General features: G+C 56.6%; 17 protein-coding genes and 1 tRNA gene. 5 read left to right on the forward strand and 13 right to left on the reverse strand.

Annotation, left to right across the window (positions count from 1 at the left end):
• Positions 1-96: 96 nt before the first annotated feature.
• From SH661x_RS00170 to SH661x_RS00185, 4 genes are all read right to left on the reverse strand, one after another.
• Entirely contained in the window at positions 97-1854 is a 1758-nt protein-coding gene (locus SH661x_RS00170; protein ID WP_437226829.1) for a proline--tRNA ligase, read from the reverse strand.
• A 256-nt stretch (positions 1855-2110) separates the two neighbouring features.
• A complete protein-coding gene (locus SH661x_RS00175; protein ID WP_437226832.1) occupies positions 2111-2521 on the reverse strand; it encodes a hypothetical protein in 411 nt (136 codons plus the stop codon).
• 22 nt (positions 2522-2543) lie between these two features.
• Positions 2544-3539 (reverse strand): site-2 protease family protein, encoded by a 996-nt coding sequence (locus SH661x_RS00180; RefSeq protein WP_437226834.1) that lies wholly within the window; start codon positions 3537-3539, stop codon positions 2544-2546.
• Positions 3540-3757: 218 nt separating this feature from the next.
• Complete coding sequence (locus SH661x_RS00185; protein WP_437226836.1) at positions 3758-4237, reverse strand: TspO/MBR family protein; 480 nt, start codon at positions 4235-4237, stop codon at positions 3758-3760.
• Positions 4238-4683: 446 nt separating this feature from the next.
• On the opposite strand from SH661x_RS00185, the gene SH661x_RS00190 reads away from it, so the two are divergent.
• On the forward strand, positions 4684-5619 hold the full coding sequence (locus SH661x_RS00190; RefSeq protein ID WP_437226839.1) for an aromatic alcohol reductase: 936 nt from the start codon (positions 4684-4686) through the stop codon (positions 5617-5619).
• A gap of 261 nt (positions 5620-5880) precedes the next feature.
• On the opposite strand, the gene SH661x_RS00195 is transcribed toward SH661x_RS00190, so the two are convergent.
• The 8 genes from SH661x_RS00195 to SH661x_RS00230 form a co-directional block, all read right to left on the reverse strand.
• Positions 5881-5955: transfer RNA gene (locus SH661x_RS00195), tRNA-Pro, on the reverse strand.
• A gap of 397 nt (positions 5956-6352) precedes the next feature.
• Complete coding sequence (locus SH661x_RS00200) at positions 6353-7285, reverse strand: DUF1801 domain-containing protein (protein WP_437226841.1); 933 nt, start codon at positions 7283-7285, stop codon at positions 6353-6355.
• Positions 7286-7554: 269 nt separating this feature from the next.
• Positions 7555-8868, reverse strand: coding sequence for a histidinol dehydrogenase (gene hisD / locus SH661x_RS00205; RefSeq protein ID WP_437226844.1), 1314 nt, complete (start codon positions 8866-8868; stop codon positions 7555-7557).
• Positions 8869-9032: 164 nt separating this feature from the next.
• A complete protein-coding gene (locus SH661x_RS00210; RefSeq protein ID WP_437226847.1) occupies positions 9033-9383 on the reverse strand; it encodes a hypothetical protein in 351 nt (116 codons plus the stop codon).
• Positions 9384-9800: 417 nt separating this feature from the next.
• Positions 9801-10790, reverse strand: a complete 990-nt coding sequence (locus SH661x_RS00215; protein ID WP_437226849.1) for a DUF1559 family PulG-like putative transporter — start codon at positions 10788-10790, stop codon at positions 9801-9803.
• Between the two features lie 180 nt (positions 10791-10970).
• Positions 10971-12419 (reverse strand): DUF1501 domain-containing protein, encoded by a 1449-nt coding sequence (locus tag SH661x_RS00220; protein WP_437226851.1) that lies wholly within the window; start codon positions 12417-12419, stop codon positions 10971-10973.
• An 89-nt stretch (positions 12420-12508) separates the two neighbouring features.
• A complete protein-coding gene (locus SH661x_RS00225) occupies positions 12509-15838 on the reverse strand; it encodes a PSD1 and planctomycete cytochrome C domain-containing protein (RefSeq protein ID WP_437226853.1) in 3330 nt (1109 codons plus the stop codon).
• A gap of 13 nt (positions 15839-15851) precedes the next feature.
• Positions 15852-16748 carry an FCD domain-containing protein gene (locus SH661x_RS00230; RefSeq protein ID WP_437226855.1) on the reverse strand — a complete coding sequence of 299 codons (897 nt, stop codon included), beginning with the start codon at positions 16746-16748 and terminating at the stop codon, positions 15852-15854.
• Between the two features lie 129 nt (positions 16749-16877).
• Between SH661x_RS00230 and dgoD the strand changes: the two genes are divergently transcribed.
• The 4 genes from dgoD to SH661x_RS00250 all read left to right on the forward strand — a co-directional run bounded on the left by dgoD (position 16878) and on the right by SH661x_RS00250 (position 21148).
• Positions 16878-18056: a galactonate dehydratase gene (dgoD, locus tag SH661x_RS00235; RefSeq protein ID WP_437226857.1), complete on the forward strand. Its 1179-nt coding sequence runs from the start codon at positions 16878-16880 to the stop codon at positions 18054-18056.
• A gap of 60 nt (positions 18057-18116) precedes the next feature.
• Positions 18117-19505, forward strand: a complete 1389-nt coding sequence (locus tag SH661x_RS00240) for an alkaline ceramidase (RefSeq protein WP_437226859.1) — start codon at positions 18117-18119, stop codon at positions 19503-19505.
• Positions 19489-20412, forward strand: a complete 924-nt coding sequence (locus SH661x_RS00245; RefSeq protein ID WP_437226861.1) for a dihydrodipicolinate synthase family protein — start codon at positions 19489-19491, stop codon at positions 20410-20412. The genes SH661x_RS00240 and SH661x_RS00245 overlap by 17 nt, the downstream gene beginning before the upstream one ends.
• 475 nt (positions 20413-20887) lie before the next feature.
• Positions 20888-21148 (forward strand): hypothetical protein, encoded by a 261-nt coding sequence (locus SH661x_RS00250; protein ID WP_437226863.1) that lies wholly within the window; start codon positions 20888-20890, stop codon positions 21146-21148.
• Positions 21149-21197: 49 nt separating this feature from the next.
• On the opposite strand, the gene SH661x_RS00255 is transcribed toward SH661x_RS00250, so the two are convergent.
• Complete coding sequence (locus SH661x_RS00255) at positions 21198-21755, reverse strand: thioredoxin family protein (protein WP_437226865.1); 558 nt, start codon at positions 21753-21755, stop codon at positions 21198-21200.
• Positions 21756-21799 lie beyond the last annotated feature (44 nt).

Raw genomic sequence — 21799 nt, forward strand, 5'->3', positions numbered from 1 at the left:
TTGAAGCTGAAAGAGCCGGGATTCCAACAGAATCCCGGCTCTCTTTTTTTTGCATCAGCGATGAAGCGCGTCAGCCTCTTCTGCCACGACGGGGACTCATCTCCCCGACTGCTTGGCGGCGTTGACCATCCCTTTGACCTGTTCGACGACGTCGACCAGTTTGACCATGGCAGGATCCTTCTCCGTCCGGAGCTTCACTTCCGCCACGCCGTCCTTCAGGCTCTTGCCCCCGATGACAACCCGCAGCGGAATTCCAATCAGATCCGCGTCCTTGAACTTGAAGCCGGGACGGGCATCCCGGTCATCCATCAGAACATCGACCCCTTGTTCCTTCAGGTCGGCGTAGATCTTCTCGGACGCTCCCATCACTTCCGGATCGGTGACATTCAGCGGAATCACCAGCACTTCATACGGAGCAACAGACATCGGCCAGATCAGACCGTTTTCGTCATGCTTCGTCTCAGCCAGACCTGCAATAATGCGGTTCACGCCGATTCCGTAGCAACCCATGATGATCGGGTGACGCTCTTCCTTTTCATCCACGAAGTTCGCGTCGAGCGAGACGCTGTACTTCGTCCCCAGCTTGAAGACGTGTCCCACTTCAATCCCGTGGACGAATCCCATGTTGGTCGCACATTTCGGACAGGGATCGCCGTCGGCCGCGTTTCGCAGGTCGAACGTCTGGTGTTCACCAGCGGCATTCGTCTCCAGCTTGTAATCGCGGCCAAGGTACACGTTGATGAGATGGGCATCCACCTCGTTGGCCCCGGTGATCGCGCCCGAGATGCTTGGAATATCGTGATCGGCGATGATCGGACATTGAATCCCAACCGGACCGGCAAACCCCGTCGGAGCGTTGGTCACCGCCTGAATTGTCGCAGCGTCCGCGAGTTCGACCGTCTTCGCCCCCAGAGCACGGCGGATCTTCCCTTCGTTCGCTTCATGATCACCGCGAATCAGCACAGCGACCGGCTTCCCGTCCGCCAGATAGATCAGCGTTTTGATCATCTTGTTCGGCTTGCACTTGAGCACCTTGCAGACGGCATCGATGCTTCCGGCGTTCGGCGTGTCCAGCTTGGCAATCGCCTTCATCTCCGATTCGGCGACCAGCTGGCTGGACCGCGCTCGTCCGGTTTCGGCCCGTTCGAGATTCGCTGCGTATCCGCACGAAGGACAGCGGACAATGCTGTCTTCGCCATTTGATGCAGGGATCATGAACTCATGCGAGGCATCTCCGCCGATCGGTCCGCTTTCAGCTTCCACCGGAATGTATTCCAGTCCGCACCGTGAAAAAATCCGGCAATACGCGTCGTACATTTTGCGATAGGAATCATCCAGCTGTTCGACGGATGTCGCAAAGCTGTAGGCATCCTTCATCAGGAATTCGCTGGTCCGCAGCACGCCGAATCGCGGACGTTCCTCGTTCCGGAACTTCGTCTGAATCTGATAGACCGTCAGGGGGAGCTGTCGGTAGCTGGTGATGTGGCGGGCGATCAGGTCGGTCACCACTTCTTCGTGAGTCGGACCGAGCGCCAGAGCCACCTTGTGGTCTCGACGTGTCACATTGAATTTGATCAGCACGTTTCCGAAGGAATCAATTCGCCCGGTCCGCTCGAAAAGCTCGATCGGCTGCAACGCAGGCATGAAGAGTTCGACGGCGCCGGCTTTGTCCATTTCCTCCCGGACGATGGCCTCCGCCTTGCGAATGGCGCGATATCCCAGTGGCAGATAGGTGTAGGCTCCCGCCATCAGCTGACGAATCAACCCAGCCCGCAGCATCAGCTTATGACTTGGAACCTCCGCATCCGAAGGATCCTCTTTCATCGTGGGAATGAATGTCTGTGACCAGCGCACGGGAATTTTCCAATTGGGAACGAGATCAGAAGTAGGGTCCGCTGTGCGGACCGGCATGACTGTGGGGAATCATCGTCAGGAACGGCGAAGATGTCGAGAGAGAACGCATATTGATTGTATGCGGGTCGCAAGTGCGATCTGGCCAGAGTGAGCAGATGCCGAAGTCGAATCAATAATGCAGAATTCAAGACATGCTCGGATTGTCTCTTGGTTGATCACCCTGTTTTCGACCTGTTCAGCTGATTCACGACGGGATTCAAAGCAGCTTCCAAGGATCGGTCAGATACTGCTGGAAGAACTCTTCCAGCGTCGATGACACGCGAAGATCTTCGAATGCCCAAACGGAGGAATGCTGTGGACTCTCGTACTGGAGTCGCCACGTCACGATTTCGATCGAGTGATCGCAGAACATGACACCTGGAGTCTGACTTTCCTCATTTCGCTTTTTCAGCCATTCCCACGGCCACAGCGACCAGACGAATTCTTTATCAAAAGTGTATTCAGCAAATCCACCACAATAGGAGTACAATTCGAGCACATCATCCGAAAGCCCCGTCTTGCAGGACGCCCAGACCCGTTCGATTTCAGCCTTTTCAACGGGCGGCGCGAGAAAGATTCCCTCTGCGGCCCACTTTTTTTGGCATTTCCGCAACAGATTGGTTAGCACCGAGGAATCTCCCGCAACAACGTCACTCTTTCCCCGGGCTGCGGTAGCGGCTGCTCGCGCGTTGCAGGAAGCGGTGTTCATCCGCGGTGAGAGAAGCTTTCCCGTGCTGGTGAATCTTCTCCAGCAGCTCATCCAGCCGACGTTCCGTCTCCAGCTTCTGCAGCTGTTCCTGCTCCCGTTTCTTCTCGGCACGTTCCCGGCGCCAGCGTTCCAGAATGCCTGGGCGACGGGCTTCCCGGTCATCACCTCCCTCCAGGCTGGTGTAGCCCTGAGAGAAGTCGTAACCCATGAAGGAATCGTCGAACGAGCGTGAGATCTGGGCTGCGATGAACTCATACTGGCAGATCATCATCAGCACGAATCCCATCACGATCAGGTTGATCGATTCCCATCTCCAAGCCACAAACAGCAACAGCAGGCAGCAGACCATCCCCACCCACAACGAGCCGATTTTTGCCGTCTGCCGATCCCAGTATATCTTCGCGGCGCTGTAGATCAGCTGGCCGCAATCTAGCGGAAAAATTGGCAAGAGCAGATTGAGCACCAGCAGTTTGAAATTGATGGACAACAGGAGCAGACACAGCCCGTTCGCCAGATCCGCAGTGAGGTCGACCCTGGGAATGGTCAACAGCGAAAGGCATTCTCGAACCGAGTCGGACGACATCGCGACCGGCAGGCAACACAGGCAGAGAATTCCGTTTGAGATCGGCCCGGCAATGATCGTCCAGAACTCTGAGTAAAACGTCGGCGCGGGGCTGGCAAACGCGAGCCCTCCCAGCGGCCAGATCAGAATCTCATGTCCGCTTCCGCCGGTTTTCCTGGCGGCCAGAATATGGGCCAGCTCATGTACCAGCAGGCTGAGAAACAACAGAACCGTCACCGCGAGTCCGACCTGCCAGCCCAAAGTCAGGCAAAACCCCAGACCAAAGAGGAAATACCAGACACTGACGCGGATTTCGGTGTGAAACAGCTGCCCGCTCGGGATGCTGAGCCACAGAGGGTTCTGTCGAATATCCATGAAAATCAGGGGTTTCGGTTGTACTGGACGTGCATTCAAGCACTGCACGCCGCTTCTGAAATCGTATCACCCCCCTGCGCAGCAAGCAATTGGCAACTTTCCCGACTGCCACGAATGGCTTCGTCCGGACTTCCACGATCCCAAACGTTCGTGCGGATCGAACACAACAGCTCGTCGCGTCCGGCCCTTCAGAATTGCCGTCGAATCTGACGACTCCATCAGGAGTTCAGACGCCAGAGAGTAAAGTTCAGGACCCCGGCAAAGGTCGTCCATCCCACGTATGGAGCCATCAGCACAGCTGCCAACTTACTGAAACGGGAGAACGAAATCGTCGTGGCCACGATCAAAATCCAGAGTGCAACCAACTCCAGAAACGCCCACCCCGGTTGACGCAGGTAGAAAAAGATCCAGGACCAGGCGAGATTGAAAGCCAGCTGCACGCTGAAAAGTCCCAGCGGAAGTCTCGCAGTCTTCGAGTCGCTCTTCATCCAGACAAGCCAGGCAGCAATCGCCATGAGGATATAGAGCGTCGTCCAGACCGGACCGAAGACCCACGCTGGCGGATTCCACGACGGCTTCTGCAGCGTGCGATACCAGCCATCGATCTGAGGGGTTGTCGCAATCGCTCCCAGCCCGCCGACACCCAGGCAAACCGCGAGAAAGAAAACCAACCCCAGGATCCGCTTTGCATTCGTCATGATGTGAACACGTTTCTTTTCGGTGCAGACCCAACTCGATTCAGACCCTTTGGAAATCGACGTCCACCCCCGTGCACGCTCAACTCCAACGTCCTCTGTTCATTGAAGCGACAGGAGCCCGAATTGCAACCCTCTTCTCCCGCATTGAACTGACCGTTTGCAGGCACGGAACCTCGCTTTGCCAGACAGACTCTGCCCTGAAGAAAGCCCCTCACACGCCGTTCAACACGGACGATTCGACTCCGCGAAACCGCGTGAGCTTGGAAAATCCTGCATCCGCAGAGACTTTTGTCCTTCCCCTTGGCTGGTTGCGGACAGGCAATTCGCCAACCGGAATTCCGTGCGTACAATGACTGGCGTCCGAACTCGCCGTAGGAAATCACATATCACAAACGCCTCCGGTGCAACATCGCAACCGGTCTTCGACGTTACACGGAGAGACCACCATGCCTGATAAAAAGTCCATTCTCGTACTCGGTGCGGGCGAACTTGGAATGGCTGTTCTGCGGAGTTTATCCAGGCGCGCTATCCAGCGATCGGACGGGGAACTGACTGTTCTCCTCCGCCCCTCCACCATCGCGAGCAATGATCCTGCCAAACAACGGGACATCGCTGAACTTCGATCGCTTGGCGTGAAATTGCTCGCTGGTGATCTTGTGAAGAATTCCGAGGCCGAACTGGCAGGTTTGTTCAAGGACTTTCACACCGTCATTGGATGCACGGGCTTCGTCACCGGGCGCCGCATCTTACTGAAGCAGGCCCAGGCGGCTCTCGATGCGGGCGTGAAACGTTTCTTCCCATGGCAGTTTGGCGTCGACTACGACATCATCGGCCGGGGCAGTGCTCAGGATTTGTTCGACGAGCAACTCGATGTGCGAGATCTATTGCGCTCCCAGGATCGCATGGAATGGGTCATCATTTCGACGGGGATGTTCACCAGCTTCCTTTTCGTCCCGGAGTTTGGCGTCGTCGAACTCGCGAACAATACAGTGCACGCCCTGGGCAGTTGGGATACTGCAGTGACAGTGACAACGCCGGAGGATATTGGCGAGCTGACGGCGGAGATTCTTGACGCGGAACCGCCGATTGTGAACCGGGTCGTCTACACGGCAGGCGATACGATCACTTACCGGCGATTGGCAGACATTGTCGAATCTGTACTGGGTCGAAAATTCCAGCGTGTAGAATGGAGCGTCTCTCTTCTGAAAGACGAACTATCGAAAGATCCCGAGAACACTTTCAAAAAGTACCGGGCCGTTTTTGCCGAAGGCCGCGGGGTCTCCTGGAAGATGGAGCAGACATTCAATGCTCAACACGGAATCAGAGTCAAAAACGTCGAGCAGTGGATGAGGGACAACCTGTGTGTCGACAAGCCACAATAAGCTGCGGTGCTGCCGACAGCCAAAGATTGCCGAAAACGAAGCAAAATCGACAGACTTAGCCCCTGTCTCAGGGGAGTGTGGCGTCGATTCTGGGTGATTCATTGCTCGAAAGCTGCGCTTATCGCCGCCGGAACGCCACTCAATTGTGAGATTCGCTCCAGCTGACAACGGCACCTTCGGTATCGAGACACCCCAAAGCACCTCAAGACAACTCAGCAACCGTGTCGGCGAAACCTGCGACGGTCCACCTCAGATTGTCAGTCGGAGTGACAGGATTCGAACCTGCGGCCTCCTGCTCCCAAAGCAGGCGCTCTAGCCAAGCTGAGCTACACTCCGAGCTTTTTTCAGTCGTTCAGGAATTCGCCCAGTACGGCGGGGGAAACCGGGTCGGCTGTCGTCTTTCTCAGGCGTTTCACACTGGGTGAACGCAGCTGCGGACGCGACACGGCTTCAGAATTCCCAAGGAATTGAAAAGGCAGCGAAAGGTATCAGATCTCGCAAGATGGGGAAAGGGAAAACTTCCGGAGCCCGAAATTCCCGGTCAGGTTCGGTGAAAATCGGTCGCAGCCCGGAAACTGACGTGAAAAATCGGCCGATTTCGTTTCCCGTTACCATTTTGAAACTGTTGGATCTGTGAAATTTGGGTTGCCCTTCCGCGAAAAGTTTTCCACGGATGCACGCTGGCTGCAACCGAAATTGGCACTGACAGACGAACGCCGGGCCTGTGGCCTTGTCACGGTTTCCAACCGGGAAGCGCAGCGGACTGCCTGATCCAGTCCGTGAGCTGATCGATGTCGAGTTCCTCGTTCTCATACAGATCGACCCATCGCGCCTCTTTGCTCTTTTCTGTACCACCGGACGGGACGGGATTGAGCGACAGTCCGTTGAAGAACGTCAACTTGACGTAACGGGTGAAGACGTGGAAGGAGAGAAACCAGCCCTGCCCCTCGACTCCGTAGAAAGGAGAATTCCATTTCACCGCCTTGAGCACTCCCGGAACGGTGCGGGTGACGATCTCATCCACGAGTTTTCCAATTTCACGTTTCCATCCGGGCATGGCAGCGATGTACGCCTGCACGGGAGCATCGCCATCCCCTTTGGGGATCTGAGGATTTCCTCCAGAGAGGAGAACGACTTCCCCGGGCCCGCTGACCTGCTTCTTCGCGGGGAGAACAGAATTTGAGGCAGCTGCGACTTTCGCAGTCTTCTTCGCTGGGACTTTTGTCGCCTTCAAATTTTCAGCGACAGCGGATTGAATCAGCTTGCGGAACGCATTGGCATTGAGCTTTTCCCCTTCGCGAAGGTCGATCGCACGGCGAGTCGATCCGCCCAAGCCGGCGTTGAACAGGGATGTGGTCGACTCCAGAGCGGCTCCGCGAGGGAACGTCAACTTGACCGTCTCTTTGTAAACTTCTCCGCTGCAGACGATCCCGGCATGCGACCAGACCGCGACACCAAGAGGGTGACTCGCTTTGACCCATTTGCACTCTTCCACGATCTCCGGATCCGACTTGTGAATCAGCGACCTGACAGTTGCAAGGGTCTCGCCGCGCCAATCGGGAAGCGACTGAATCTGCTGATCGATCCGCAGCGAGGCCGCTTGTTGAGAATCACCCGGCTTCGCTTGAGCACTCGTCCGCGTTTTGGTGGAACGAGTCGCAGCCACATGTTCACTTGAGAAATGCGAAGATCGTTTCGGTTTTCCGGACATCGTCATCAGACCATTGCAGGGGACGATTGAGTCATCTCAGCAACTGATTTCTGATGATTTTAATCGGGAATGTCCAGTTCCAGGTCACTTTGACGCGCCTGACGTCGTCGACAAAAAAGAACGCAATCAGGAAAAACTCGCAGCGACGCCTTGCCTACAGTGTCTGCCAGTCCGCCGAGATGGAAACTCACAGAGGCGAAACGCACTTCAAGCGTGCATTTCATCTATTTTCCCATCGCGATGCCCTTCGAGAATGACTCATGAAAGCGTTTCACTCGAATGTCAGCCGTGAGAGCGTGTGCCAACATTCTTTCCACATGACATTGACGGCTGGTGACTTCACCGACCTTGATGCTGGCCTGTGGTGTCATTTTCTGGTAGGTACAGGTCTTCAGAAACTTGCCTACCCACACTCCGCCAGTGTATCGGGCTGCCCTGCTTGTCGGAAGAATATGGTTGGTCCCGATTGATTTATCCCCGTAGGCGACCGTCGTCTCTTCGCCGATGAACAGAGATCCGTAATTCTGCAGTCGCTCGGTGTATTCATCAACATTCTGAACATGAAGTTCGAGATGCTCCGGAGCATAATCGTCACTCAGGGCAATCGCTTCATCCCGGTTATCTGCCACTATGACGATGCCCTGATCCCTCCATGCCAGGGCGGCGATGTCTCGTGTCGGCAGCACTTCAAGTTGACGTTCCAACTCCAGAATTGTCGCCTTTGCGAAATCTTCGCTCAGACAGATCAGACAGACGCCACTATGGGGATCATGTTCCGCCTGCCCCAGAAGATCACAGGCAACCAGTTCGGGGTCAGCTGAATCATCTGCCAGGACCAGGATCTCCGTAGGACCTGCCAACAGGTCAATTCCACATCTGCCGAAGAGTTGCCGCTTGGCTTCTGCAACGAACTTATTGCCGGCACCGCACAAGACATCCACAGGCTCCACATCGGCGAGACCAAAGGCCATCATTGCCAGCGCAGGCACGCCGCCCAGAATGAAAATCCGATCGGCGCCGGCTGCGTGCATGGCATGAACAGTGGCAGGATAGCAGCGAGGACCATCCGCATCGGTGATTGGCGCAGGCGGGGTGCACGCAACGATGTTTTTAACCCCCGCTACGCGTGCCGGGATGATGCTCATCTGAGCGGAGCCAAACATCGGATATCGGCCGCCCGGAATGTAGCTTCCAACGCGCCCTACCGGAATATGCCGGTGTCCCAGAATGACGCCCGGCCGGATTTCCTTTTCCAGAGGGAGCAAGGTCTCCTTCTGCGCCTCAGCAAACATACGAACGTTCTGCTGGCAGAACTCCGTGTCGGCAAGAAACTGATCCGACAACGACTCTGTAATCCGTCGGATATCCTCAGGGAACAGTTCGAACTGGGCGGGTGACCATTTATCAAAATCCGCGCTATACTTCCGTACCGCGTCCATCCCTTTGGACTCGAGGTTTGAAAGCATCTCCGAAACAATCCGGGAAGTCTCAGGATCCGAATCAAACAGTCGATGAGCACCCTTCTTGACGTACTGCATTTAAATCGGACCTTCTGACTTTCCATGATGAAGAGGACGAGGCCTGCTCACAGGCTGGATTCGACCAGCGAAGTGGTCTCGCCCGATTGACGCGAAAGACGAAACTCACCCGATGCAATCGGAAATCAGCGAGCAGCTACGAGCTTCGTCCAACCTTGGAAGAACTACTTTCCTGCATCCATGTTGATATCGAACTGGGTGGCCCTTGCATTCACGTCCACAAGCAAGTTGCTGGTTCCGACGTCGCGATACTTCTGGGGAATCTTGATGACCGCGGATTTTCCAATAGAAGCGTCGGCCCCCTTCGACCGGGGATCAGGTGGCGGCAAAGGGGCCACTGACACCTGATATTTGTTCATCGGACAACTCAAGACATACTTGCCATCAGCTTGAATCTGGGCGCTCGCAGTCGTGCCATCATCCGCGACGAACAACACAGAGCCTTCGGTGACCGGCTGGCTGGAAATCATCACCGTTCCGGTCACTGACGACTTGGCGGGACCACCATTCTTCATGCACCCCGCGGCCGCGGCGATCAGACAGCAAGACAGAATTAATCGTTTCGTTCGCACGCCACACACTCCGCAAAGTTTTGAAATTCAATTCCACTGAAATGAGTCAACCCAATTTTGACAGATTCGTCCTGTAGCTTGAGTGGACTATCGACGTGAACTGCAAACCCTGCCCTGAATGCAGTTCATCAATCGTGACTTGAGAATCAATGCCCGCCCCAACGCATCGTTGATGGCGAGCACCTTCCTATGCCCGGGCAAAATGATCCGGCATTCGGCAGCAGGTCCTGGCTGTTGCCGTTGATGGAATCTTTTGCCGCCAGAGCGAAGCCCATTCAGGAGCGATCGATGTATCGAGGGGAGGCCCTGTTCGACTCAAAATGACACGCCTCCTGAAGCCCCTGCCGACTGGTCCTCGAATCAGAAGACTTCACTGCTGACGACGTTTCCGTCGTCTCGGATGGAAATATTCCGCAAGATCCCGAAGTCGGTGCTATTGCTGAGAAAAGAAACTCCGCCATCTCCTCGTAAGACGTGAGCTCCTCCAGTATGCGCCGATTGCAGTGCGTTGTTCGTACTGTTTGCGTGATTTCCCCCGTCCTCAGACGTTTCGTCGATTCTCCCGACCGGATACCGAATGGCAGTGACATTCCGACTCCAAGGGTAATTGTCCCAGCGATAGCTGCCTGAACTTGTCGGCGGAATTGTATCCGCTCCGGAGCCCCCCCAGGCTCCCCACACGGAGCTGCTGCGAATGTCGACTTGCTCACCGGAAGCCCCCTTCCCCCACCCGGACGCTTCACCCAGGAGAAGAGTCATGCTCAATCCGTCCGTAGCATCTCTCATTTTGGCGGAGAAGTTTGGCACCAGCATTCCGTTGGAGCATGAATATCCCTGATTTCCGGCAACACACCGACCTCGTCCGGTGGGATCCGTTGCATCGGCAGGGCCCGTGCTGGCCCCCATGATTCCAATATAAGACGTCGTGCCGAAACGATACGGCTGATCGGTTCGCGTGTTAATGATACTGGCAGAACTTGATGGACACCGGATCACTGCAGGAGCAAATCCCGCCAGCAGGCTGCCGTTCGGGCCGTCCGGGTAGCCGGTGGAACCCGTGTCGAAGTTCATCCTGTTATAGACAGCAGCCTGCTCAAGATACGGCAGGATGGCCATTGCCCAGGAATGACGAAACACACCAAACGCAGCAGCCGGGAAGGCATTGTACGTGTCGTGATAGTTGTGAATGGCCAGACCTAACTGCTTCAGATTGTTCTTACACTGAGACCGACGTGCAGCTTCCCGTGCCTGCTGAACTGCAGGCAGCAGCAGGGCAATCAGCACCGCGATGATGGCAATCACGACCAGCAATTCAATTAATGTAAACCCTCGATTTTTTGACTTCTTCATGTGATATGCCTTTAGAAGTGATGTGAAACAAAACGAAGCTCTTGAAGATGGAGCTGAAATGCTTTCAACTGAGAAATTCAATTAACATGGAAGTTGCAATGAACAGGTCGGACCTGCAAATTGACTAATCCCCTTCCTGACGGCTGAACGTTTGATCGACTGGAAACGGAGCTCTTCCCACTAAGCAATGATTTCGGTGATCGGTTTCCCGTGGTCGATTTCCAGTCGCTTCCGACCGGGAATCTCAAGTTTGCGGGAATCCAGCCCCAGTTGCTGCAGAATCGTGGCGTGAACATCCGTGACATAATGGCGGTCTTCCACAGCATGAAAGCCGATTTCATCAGTCGCCCCGTGGACCACTCCGCGTTTTAATCCGCCTCCCGCCATCCAGACACTGAACCCAAAGATGTGGTGATCACGCCCATCAGCTCCCTGCGACCCGGGAGTGCGACCAAACTCCGTCGCGAAGATGACCAGCGTTTCATCCAGCAGTCCGCGGCGGTCCAGGTCTTCCAGAAGACCTGCGATCGGTTTGTCCACCGCTTTGGACAGCTGCGTGTGATTCGCCTTCAACCCACCATGAGCATCCCAGGCCCCGGCGCCTCCCCCTCCGTGCTGAATCTGGATGAACCGGACTCCCTGCTCGACGAAACGCCGGGCCGCCAGCAGCTGCATGCCGAACTCTCGGCATTCCGGCTGATCGATTCCATACAACGCCTGTGTCTCAGCTGTTTCGCGGGAAAAGTCGACAATGTCCGGAATGGAGGTCTGCATGCGAAACGCCAATTCATACGACTGAATCCGCGCCGCCATCGCGGGATCTGATGGATATTCCACTCCCCGGAGGAGGTTGAGTTCATGGATGAGCGACTGGCCGATCTCCCGCGACTCCCTGGTGGCGGCGCGGGCCGGCTTGCTGAAATCGAGGGGATTAGCCGGGTCGATTCTCAGCGGGACTGCATCATGGGCGGGCCCGAGGTAATGACCATCCCGCTTGTTCCAGTATTCACGCGTCCCCATCGAGATGAACTGCGGAAGGTTTTGATTCAGCGAACCCAGTCCGTAATGGACCCACGCCCCTAGAGTTGGAAACGCCCCGTCATTCATGTGGCGGCCCGAATGAAACTGCGTCTGAGCGCCGTGATTGCTGTCGGTCGTCCACATCGAACGAACAATGACGAGTTTGTCGACCTGGCTGGCGATGTGCGGGAACCAATCGCTGACCTCAATCCCGCTTTCCCCGTGCTTTTGAAATCCAATCTGCAGCGGATAAAGAAGGTTTCGCTGCAGGCCGTTGCCATCCGGAGCGGTCAATCGCTCCAGGGCCAGTTTCTTCGGGTCCTGTGTATCCGCAAATGGAGTTTCGGCAATCGTCTTGCCGCCATATTTGGTGAGCATTGGCTTGGGATCAAAGCTCTCCATGTGGCTGACTCCGCCATTCATGAATAGCCAGATCACACTTTTGGCCTTCGGAACAGTATGCGGTACTCCCGTCGGAGGAGCCCAGCCCCGACTGTTGGCGGACGCATCCTGAGACAACATCGCTCCCAATGCCAGCCCGGTGAATCCCATTCCGGCGTCTGCCAGAAACGTTCGTCGGGTCGTCGCTTGAATGAATGGCCGACGCATCACCGGCTCCTGCAAAATTCCGTTGAACAATCTGCCCTTGAACCTGCTGCGCGACATCACGCAGCGACCCTCAATTCGGGCTGGCCCGTTTATCTCACCGTGACAAAGTCATTGTGGTTAATGAGTGTCCAGACGAACTGGACCCTCGCCTCCGTCTCGTCTCCTGCAGCAGCTTCTTTCCAGGCGTCCAGCGCCTTGACGCTGAGGGCAATCTCTCGGTCCGTCGCTTCAATGCCATCAAGAAGTAGAAAAGTGTTTCGAACAAAACTGAGACTGTCAGGAGCATCCTGAGAGATTCTCGCTGCGATTGCGCGAGCGGAATCCAGGACCAGTCCACTATTCAAAAGTGCGAGCGCCTGCTGCGGAACAATACTCTGCTCCCGTCGATAACATTCGCTCACCAGAGCATCATCAAAGGTGGTCAGAAAGAGATTTCTTTCGTTACTGGAATGAAAGAAATAGAGACTGCGCCGATGAGATTGATCCTGATCGTTGGGCATCACCGGGGGACCACCCATCGTATTATCCAGCGTCCCGGACAACGCCAGCAGCGAGTCCCTGACAGCCTGCGACTCCAGGCGGAGTGGATTGCGTCGCCAGATCGCCCGGTTTTCGGGATCGATTGCAACATTGCCCTCCGCGGCAGTCGCACGCGAACTCATCCGATACGTTGAGGATGTCACAATCAGACGATGCAGGTGCTTCATCTTCCATCCGCTCTGCATCAATTCGCTGGCCAGCCAGTCCAGTAATTCCGGATGGGTCGGCTGGATCCCGTTTCGTCCGAAATCAAATGTGGGCGAAACAATGGGATCGCCGAAATGACGTCCCCAGATGTGATTGACGGCAACACGGGCTGTGAGCGGGTTCCGAGGATCGATGATCCATCGAGCCAAGGCGGTCCGTCGACCGGTACTGCGTGACGGGAACGTGACTTCCGGGTCATCCGCCCCCGTGTTCTTGAATCGGGTTGCCGACCAGCGGGCTCCCTTCAACGGGGTGAAGTGATCCGCTGCAGTCACCTCCGTGTCGACTTTCTTCATGGCCGCGTCGACGGCTTCTTTCGCAGCCTGAAGTTCTTTCTCCGCTTCTGCCTTTTTCTCAGCGTCGTCGGAAGACAGGGAGTTCAGCTTGACTTGAGCTGTTTCGAGCCGACGTTGCTGTTCGACCAGTGCGACCTGCCACTCTGCCCGAATCGCAGTCTCCCGCTTCTCTGCCGTAGTCGATGAATCAGCATCGCCCCAGCTGGCTTCCATGGCAGCAGCCCGGGCAGAAACGCTCTGCAATTCCGCCTGAGCCAGCTTGAGATTCCAGCGGGCCAGTGCCACTTTCTGTTCTGCTTCGATGGATGCAGACGACGCCTCGTCCTGCGACTCCGCCAGGAGCTGTGGGTCCAGTTCAGAAATCCGGAACTCGTAGAATGTCGCGACCGCGTCATAGGTGAAGATTTCAACAAACCCCGGTCGACGCGGGAGCGGCGATCTCCAGGAGATCACCGGCTTTCCGTCCAGAGTCGCAGAAATCAAATTCCTGTTGGCTCGAACTGTCAAAGTGTATTCACGGTCCAGCTCAATCTTCTGCAAAGACATTCCCTCTGACGGGTACTGGGAGACTGTCCCTTCACGATATGCAGCCTGTACTTTCGTTCCGTCGACCGCCCCGCTCACATAGACGAACTGCTGCGACGGCGACTGGGTCCCCTGCTCAGGAGTGCCAGTCCCGTCGGAATCGAACATGATTCCAACGCTGCGCCAGCGACTTCCCCCGTGTATTCGAAATCGGATCGTCGCTTCGAAATCTCTGGGAACGCGGGAGGTCAGCCTGAGCAACGAGTTTTGTGGACCATCCTGATTCTGCTGCAGATGGCCTCCTTCCAGATTCCAGCCTCCCTGTATCGCCTGCCACCGCTGACTGTCGAGTTCAGCAAAGAGATCGTGAAAAGGGAGTGCCATTGCTTTTGCGTCATCCCTCGCGACGTCAACGGCTGAATCGGAATCCAGTTCCTTGTAATGCTGGAGAGCCTTTTCGGCAGTCTTCAGTTCAGCTTCCGCTTTTTGAACCCGCTTCTGAGCTGCTGCGAGATGTGTTTCTAATAGCCCGTTTCCGCGAACAGGTTCTGAAGCGATCGGGGGCAGCTCGACCGGTGAAATTGTTAATGGTTCGAATTCGAGCACCTGGGGAATATCGGGATTGATGGGATGAGACTTGTCTGCCAGAGCTTCATCTCCCCGGACGAACCGCCATGTCGGAGCATCCATGAGTCCGTCAAAGACCCGGGCAATTCCATCCCTGTTGAGATCCACTTCACCGGGAACCATATCGATGCGAACCTGATACGGCTCAAAGAACGCCCGCATCTGGTAATACTCGACTTGTTCCACGGGATCGAATTTATGATCGTGGCACTTGGCACAGTTCATCGTCAGCCCAAGGAAGCCCTTGGATGTATGCTCGACAACCTCCTCGAGCCACTGACTACGGTTGAAGATATAGTAATTTCTGGCGAGATAGCCCGTGGCTCGCAACTTGTCGGCGTCGCCTGGAGCAAGTTCATCCGCCGCCAGCATCAGACGGACCATTTCATCGTAAGGCAGATCCTGATTGAGCGACTCCACAATCCAGTCGCGCCAATGCCAAAGATGACGCTGACTGTTCCGTAATTGCTCGCCCAATCCCCACCAGTCGCTGTAACGCCAGACATCCATCCAGTGACGTCCCCAGCGCTCGCCGTACCGTGGATCTTCCAGCAGCCGGTCGACAGTTTCTTCATACCAGTCCGGAGAAGTGCTGTTCACGCAGTCGGCAATCTCCTGCTGAGTTGGTGGAAGGCCGATCAGATCAAAGGAAAGCCGACGCAGAAGTTCCACTCGCGATGCTTCCGGCTGCGGAGTTAACCCCAGCTCCTGATGACGATGGGCAATGAAGGCATCGATCGGGTTTCGTCCCCATGACGACTCCAATTCAGGAACGTCGGGACGCTGGATGGGCCGGAATGCCCAATGATCTCTGGGGTCGGACTCGGGTTGTTCATCAAGCGGTCCCTGCGCCCCCTGCTGAATCCAGTTCCGCAGAATGGAAATCTGCTCTTGAGAAAGTGGCTCACCTTCATGTTCCGGTGGCATCCGGTCAGCCGGATCTGTGGCACTCACCCGCTGGAGAATGAGACTCTGGGCAACTTCATCACCGGTCGAAATCACAGCCCCGGAGTCGCCCCCCTGCTGAATCAGGCTGAGGGCATCAAGACGGAGCCCCCCTTCCTGCTTGAGCGCTCCATGACAGGCGTAACAACGTTCCTTCAGCAGCGGCTTCACCTGTTTGAGGTAGTCATGCTGAACCTCTTCCGCAGCCAGTGACGTGCAATACGCAATCACGATCGCGCAGAGCGAAGCGTTTCGCAGAGGCTGAAAACGGGTCTGCATTTTCCACCAGAACCTATGACTCACAGTCCGTCGATTTGACGGAAGACTGCTCGATGCCGGTCAAAATGGGGTGATTCTTGAGGATGTGAAACGAAAGCGCCGCCCGAGCTGCTGCCCAATCCCGATTCAGCAGAGCCGTGAGAATTTCCCGATGCTGGCGAATCGTTTCGACAGCCACCGAGAACTCATGATCTTCCCACTGGAATAACAAACGGTAATAACGCCCCTGCCGCTCAAAGAACTCTTTGATGTACGAATTATTCGCCGTCTCGATCAGATAGGTGTGCAGAGATTCGTCGATGCGCAAAGACTCGCCCGGCTGTTCCGGGAGAACATTGAGATCCAGCAAGCGTTGCAGCTCCGCCGGATCCAGCCGATCCAGCGAGAGATTCAGCGCCGTCAATTCAAGCGACTCCCGCACCTCGACGTAGGACTGCAGGTCCACCTGACGAAACGGTCGCAGCCGCCAACCTCGACGTGGAATGTGGTCCAGAATCCCTTCACCCGCCAGCCGGTGCAGTACATTCCGGATCATCGAACGGCTCACCCCATACTTCTCCGCCGTCACCTCCTCGCGGAGGTACAGAGGAACCCCCTCAAGACTCATTTGAATCAGATCTCGCGAGATCACGTCAAAAGGATCCCGGGGCGGTTCGGGGAGCTGTGCAGCTTGGATCACACTACCCTCTTTTTTCACTGGAGAGTTTGCCACGAGACGGCGATTGGGCCCTTTGGCCAGCAATCCCTCGTCTATTAACTCAGCCACCGCCGCGCGAATCGGCGTGAAGCTGACGTTGTACATCTCCGCGAGCGAGTCCAGGGTCAGCTGCTGCGGCAGCTCGCGACCAGTCTGAAGACGGACGGCCAAGTCATCTTTGATATAGCTGGCGATTGACATAAAAAAGAGCATACTTGTTTTTGTCGCCAAACGCAAGTACATTGGCGCCAAAATCACATTTCAGCTCAATGTGATCCTCTTTTTCCCGCTTTCTCAGCATTTTTTGAGACTCCGCTTCCCCCCGCTGGACGCCACAAAGCCATGAAAATCACCGCCATCAAGACTTTTGTCTGCAATGCCCGCATGAGAAACTGGATCTTTGTGAAGGTGATCACTGACCAGCCCGGGCTGTTCGGGTGGGGCGAAGCAACTCTCGAGTGGCACACAAGAAGCGTCGTCGGGGCGATCGAGGATATGTCCGAGCTGCTGATCGGCGAAGACCCGACCCGCGTCGAGTACCTGTGGCAGATGATGTGGCGGCAGCACTTCTGGCATGGTCAGGGAATCGTGCGATCGACAGCTATCGCTGGAATCGACCTGGCGCTGTGGGACATCGTCGGAAAAGTTCACAACGTCCCCTGCCATCAGTTGTGGGGAGGGCCGGTGCGGGACTCGATCCGCCTCTACTGTCATCTCGGGGGCGGGAATCTCGAAAGCTTCTACGAGACTCCCGTCGAAAACGCGAGCCGCTTTGCCGACCTGGCGCAGGAAGCGGTCGAGGACGGCTTCACCGCGTTCAAGTCGATGGCCGTCCCCCCCACCATGCCGATCGAGGGCTTAAAGGCGATCAAAGCGGCGGACGCCTGTGTGGCAGCCATGCGGGAGGCTGTCGGTGAAGAGATTGACATCATGGTGGACTGCCACGCCCGACCTTCACCGGCAATGGGGATGCAGTTCGCAAGGGCACTGGACCAGTACGGACTCTACTTCTTTGAAGAACCTTGCTGGCCGGAAAACATCGAAGCACTGGCTGCAATCAATGCTGCGGTCGCCACACCGATTGCGACCGGAGAACGATTGACGCATCTGGCAGCTTTCCGTGATCTCTTCGCCGCGCGGGGCTGCGAGATCTGCCAGCTCGACCTCACGCACTGCGGTGGTTTCACCGAAGCCCGCAAGATCGCGGCCCTGGCCGATGCCTATCGGATTGCTCTGGCTCCCCATAATCCGCAGGGACCGGTCAGTACGGCGGCCTCTCTGGAGTTCGGGTTCTCCCAACCCAGCTACATCATCTGCGAGTCGGTGCATTCCGACGTCCCCTGGCGGCAGGAAGTCGTGAGCGAAGGCTACATGGTCGACAAGGCGACGCGCACCGTTACTCCGAACAACCGCCCGGGACTCGGAGTCGAAGTGAATGAAGAGGCTGTCAGCAAGTATCCCTTCCAGCAGGAAGTCCTGCAGCGGGTCTTCTATGCTGACGGTGCCGTCGGCGACTGGTAGCCACCGGATTCAACGATCAGTTCGCCCAAGATGTCTTCTCCGATTTCTGGAAAATCTGCCATGCCCCCGCACACTCCACCGCCGTTCAGACACGCGGGATTTCGTGGCCGAATCGGAATTGCCCGCCGGGACATCACACCCCCTGTAGGCATTTACGCCCGCAACTGGGGAGCTGCACAGCATGACGTCGCTGAATCCATTCACCGTCCCCTGACGGTTTCCGTGCTCACGCTCTCGACGTTCACTGAAGATTCACCGCTGGTGCTGGTCGATGCCGACCTGAGCTGGTGGCAGACCCCACAGGTGTTCGAAAAGTTTCGCAGCTTCCTGCTTCAGGAACTGAAGCTGACCAGTTCGAGACTGATCCTGGCGCTCAGTCACTCGCATGCTGCACCGCCGCTCGCGGAAGTCGATCCCACATTGCCGGGTGCCGACATCCACCGCAGCTGGTTGGAGTCAGTTCCCAAAACCATTGTCGAAGCGGTCCGGGAGGCGAGACAGGAATCCTTTGATGGGCTTCTGGAATTCCAGACGGGTCGCTGTGGACTGGCCGCTGTGCGAGATCTTCCCGACCCGGATGAATCGAATGCACGTTACCTGTGCGGATATTCGCCGTCGGGTCACGCGGATGACACGATGCTGGTCGGACGCATCAGCGATCACGCGGGAAAAATTCGCGGCGTGATGGTGAACTACGCCTGCCATCCGACCACGCTGGCGTGGCAGAACAAGGCCATTTCACCTGACTATCCGGGGGCAATGCGAGAGACGATCGAAGCTGCGACCGGTGCCACCGCCTTCTTCCTGCTGGGAGCGTGTGGAGAACTCGCACCACGACATCAATACGTTGCCGACACGGCGATCCCCGATCAACACGGAAGAGAACTCGGATACGCAGCTCTTTCAACACTTGCAGGAATGCAGCCTCCTGCAACCGCACTCACCTTTGCCGGCGCCGTTGAATCGGGAGCTCCGTTGGCTGTCTGGACACCGCAACCTGCTGACGTTTCACAGGAACTGCGTACTCTGGAAACCAAGGTCGAACTCCCACTTCAGAACTGGCCCACTGCCGCGGAACTCGAGCAGCAGCGACGCGATTGCACCGACCGCGCAATCGCTGAAAGGCTTCGCCGAAAGCGGGACATCCGCAAAGGGCTGGGGGATGGAAACACCTACGAACTGTCACTCACCGCCTGGAAGCTGGGAGACGTCATTCTCCTGGGCAACTGCTGCGAGGCCTATTCGCTGTTGCAACAGGAACTTCGAAGTCGGTTCCCTGAGACCTGGCTCATCTACCTGAATCTCATCAACGGCTCACTCGGCTACCTGCCCCCCAGCGAACTGTATGACCAGAACATTTATCCCGTCTGGCAGACCCCATTTGCCCGGGGGAGCCTGGAACTGACGCTCCAAACTTTCACGAATGTGATCCATGAACTACTCCGATAAACCAGCGTTGCACGGCGTTCTTCCCGTTCTGCAGACCCCATTCGATGCCGATGGGTCGATCGATCTGCCGACGCTGCAGAAGGAGATTGACTGGGCTTTCTCCCTCGGGGCTGACGGGGTCGTCATTGCCATGGTGAGCGAAATCCTTCGTCTCACCACCTCCACGCGGAATCAACTGACCGAGCAAACCTGCCAGATGGCTGCCCGGAGAGGGAGTGTGGTCATCAGCGTGGGTGCCGAGAGCACTCGTCAAGCGATCGAGTGGGCCCAGCACGCTCAGGAATGCGGCGCACATGCCGTCATGGCGATCCCTCCTGTCGCGACCTCGTTAGGCAGCACCGGAATCGTCAACTACTTTTCCGCGATCGCAGACAGTGTCGAGATCCCCCTGATCGTGCAGGATGCCTCCAGCTACGTCGGAGCAGCAATTGATCTGAAGGTGTATCAGGTCCTGCTGGATCGGTTCGGCCCGGATCGAATCTACTTCAAGCCAGAAGCCAGTCCACTGGGTCCCAATCTGTCACGGCTGCGAGATGCCACCCAGGGGCAGGCGCGGATTTTCGAAGGCTCCGGCGGGATCAATCTGGTCGACTGCTATCGCCGTGGAATCTGCGGGACGATGCCCGGGATGGACCTGCTGGACGGCATCATCGCTCTGTGGAAAGCGCTGGAGCTGGGCGATGAAAAGAAGATCTATCAGCTGGCACTCCCGATCAGTGCCCTTGTGGCAATCCAGCTTTCCGCTGGGCTGGATGGGTTTCTTGCCATCGAGAAGTATCTGCTGAAGCAACGGGGCATCTTCAAGAACACCCTGCAGCAGGAGCCGACCAGCTGGAGTCTGGACGAGGAAACCCGCAGCGAAGTCGATCGACTGTTCACTATTCTGCAACAGGCACTCGCCGGGTAAAACGGCATCACCCTATCCCAGTCGAGCGGGGCAGTTGTCGCACCGCAGCAGGAAAGCCTCCCCTGAAGAGGATGCTTCAAACGAGGGTTGTTCAGTTTGTTCGGGTTCGATGTTTTCGGGTGTCAATTCCCGGCAGAACCTGCCGCATGCGAAGGATTCCGTTCATCCCGTCTCCGCAGGCGTGACGATTCCTTCCCATGGAGCATGGTCGCACGGATCCCGCCGGGACAACCGCGCCATGCTGAATAATTCATCGGCACAGAAGATTCGGATGTCTCGCCTGGACAGAGTTCGTGCGAGCGGTTGACCATGGCGTTCCGGAATCCAGTGCCATCTGAATGCCTTCGAGGAGATCATCATGCGCAGCCCGTTGAAATCATTAGCTCATTGGCTTCTGGTTGGGGCTTGCGTCTGTTGTTGTTCTCAGACCGAAGGCCTGCAGGCTGCTCAGCCAGTCCCCGGAGAACCGGACTGGATGCCCGTGGTATTTGCACGCGGAGCATTAAGGGAACAGCTCGACGCCACGCCGATCGAACTTCGCCCGTATCGTCCTTTCCACTTCTACGGGAATACGGTCCGGCGGGTCCACTACCGGGGGACTCCATTCCCCAGGTTCGGTGAAGTCATCGCCACCCCGGCCCGCGCAGCGATGCCGCGGTCTCAGAATCAGACATATGTCTCTGAGCCCGCCCGGGAACGGGTCCGGGAAACCCGCATTGCCTCAAGACGGCAGTAGGCATTGATCTGCTCACGGATTGTCGAATTGACTGCGGGTTGAACGGCGTTCAGTCCCCATGGAGCTGACGCAGGCGGCTGGAGGTCCGGAGCATACATTGGATGCGTTCGAACTCATTCAGCCAGTCCTGCAGCACAGCCTTGTTTAACTCGTTGTCAATTCCCAATCCGGTCGGGCAGCTGGCTCCTTCCAGCTTCTGTACCGCATCCCGGTACTTCGAGAGAGTCTTGTCACCGTAGCGTCCGCAGAACTGACCATCTTCGCTCAGGAAGACGACGGCTGGAACACGCGCTCCCCCGCAAGTCGTCAACGCCTGCGCCAACTCCGGCGCGTCATCGCGATCGGCATATCGAATCTGCAGCTTGGGAGTCTGCGAGGCGAAGTGTTCGAACATCGGGCACTGATTCACGCAGTCGCCGCACCAGGCTCCTGCGAGCACCAGCACTTTCATCTCCCGTGTGAAGCTGGCGAGCAATGCTTTCTGTGAGTCGGTCAGCGAAATCGATGCGTGAAAATCGGCCCAGCGGCGCTGCTGTTCCGCAGTCCCGTATTTGGTCAGAAAGTCGTGATAAGGAAGTCCGGTTTCAAAGGCCGCGGCGAAATTCATGATTGTCGTTTCAGCTTCAGGAAGCGTTCAGGAACAGATTCAGA

The sequence above is a fragment of the Planctomicrobium stercoris genome, from assembly GCF_051465655.1.
Taxonomy (GTDB): Bacteria; Planctomycetota; Planctomycetia; order Planctomycetales; family Planctomycetaceae; genus Planctomicrobium.

Bases quoted from the DNA above. Each gene is read 5' to 3' on its own strand.
- SH661x_RS00180 (WP_437226834.1), bottom strand. From the start codon at position 3,539: ATGGATATTCGACAGAACCCTCTGTGGCTCAGCATCCCGAGCGGGCAG.
- SH661x_RS00185 (WP_437226836.1), bottom strand. From the start codon at position 4,237: ATGACGAATGCAAAGCGGATCCTGGGGTTGGTTTTCTTTCTCGCGGTT.
- SH661x_RS00190 (WP_437226839.1), top strand. From the start codon at position 4,684: ATGCCTGATAAAAAGTCCATTCTCGTACTCGGTGCGGGCGAACTTGGA.
- hisD (WP_437226844.1), bottom strand. From the start codon at position 8,868: ATGCAGTACGTCAAGAAGGGTGCTCATCGACTGTTTGATTCGGATCCT.
- SH661x_RS00210 (WP_437226847.1), bottom strand. From the start codon at position 9,383: ATGAAGAATGGTGGTCCCGCCAAGTCGTCAGTGACCGGAACGGTGATG.
- SH661x_RS00215 (WP_437226849.1), bottom strand. From the start codon at position 10,790: ATGAAGAAGTCAAAAAATCGAGGGTTTACATTAATTGAATTGCTGGTC.
- SH661x_RS00220 (WP_437226851.1), bottom strand. From the start codon at position 12,419: ATGCGTCGGCCATTCATTCAAGCGACGACCCGACGAACGTTTCTGGCA.
- SH661x_RS00225 (WP_437226853.1), bottom strand. From the start codon at position 15,838: ATGCAGACCCGTTTTCAGCCTCTGCGAAACGCTTCGCTCTGCGCGATC.
- SH661x_RS00230 (WP_437226855.1), bottom strand. From the start codon at position 16,748: ATGCTCTTTTTTATGTCAATCGCCAGCTATATCAAAGATGACTTGGCC.
- dgoD (WP_437226857.1), top strand. From the start codon at position 16,878: ATGAAAATCACCGCCATCAAGACTTTTGTCTGCAATGCCCGCATGAGA.
- SH661x_RS00240 (WP_437226859.1), top strand. From the start codon at position 18,117: ATGCCCCCGCACACTCCACCGCCGTTCAGACACGCGGGATTTCGTGGC.
- SH661x_RS00245 (WP_437226861.1), top strand. From the start codon at position 19,489: ATGAACTACTCCGATAAACCAGCGTTGCACGGCGTTCTTCCCGTTCTG.
- SH661x_RS00250 (WP_437226863.1), top strand. From the start codon at position 20,888: ATGCCCGTGGTATTTGCACGCGGAGCATTAAGGGAACAGCTCGACGCC.
- SH661x_RS00255 (WP_437226865.1), bottom strand. From the start codon at position 21,755: ATGAATTTCGCCGCGGCCTTTGAAACCGGACTTCCTTATCACGACTTT.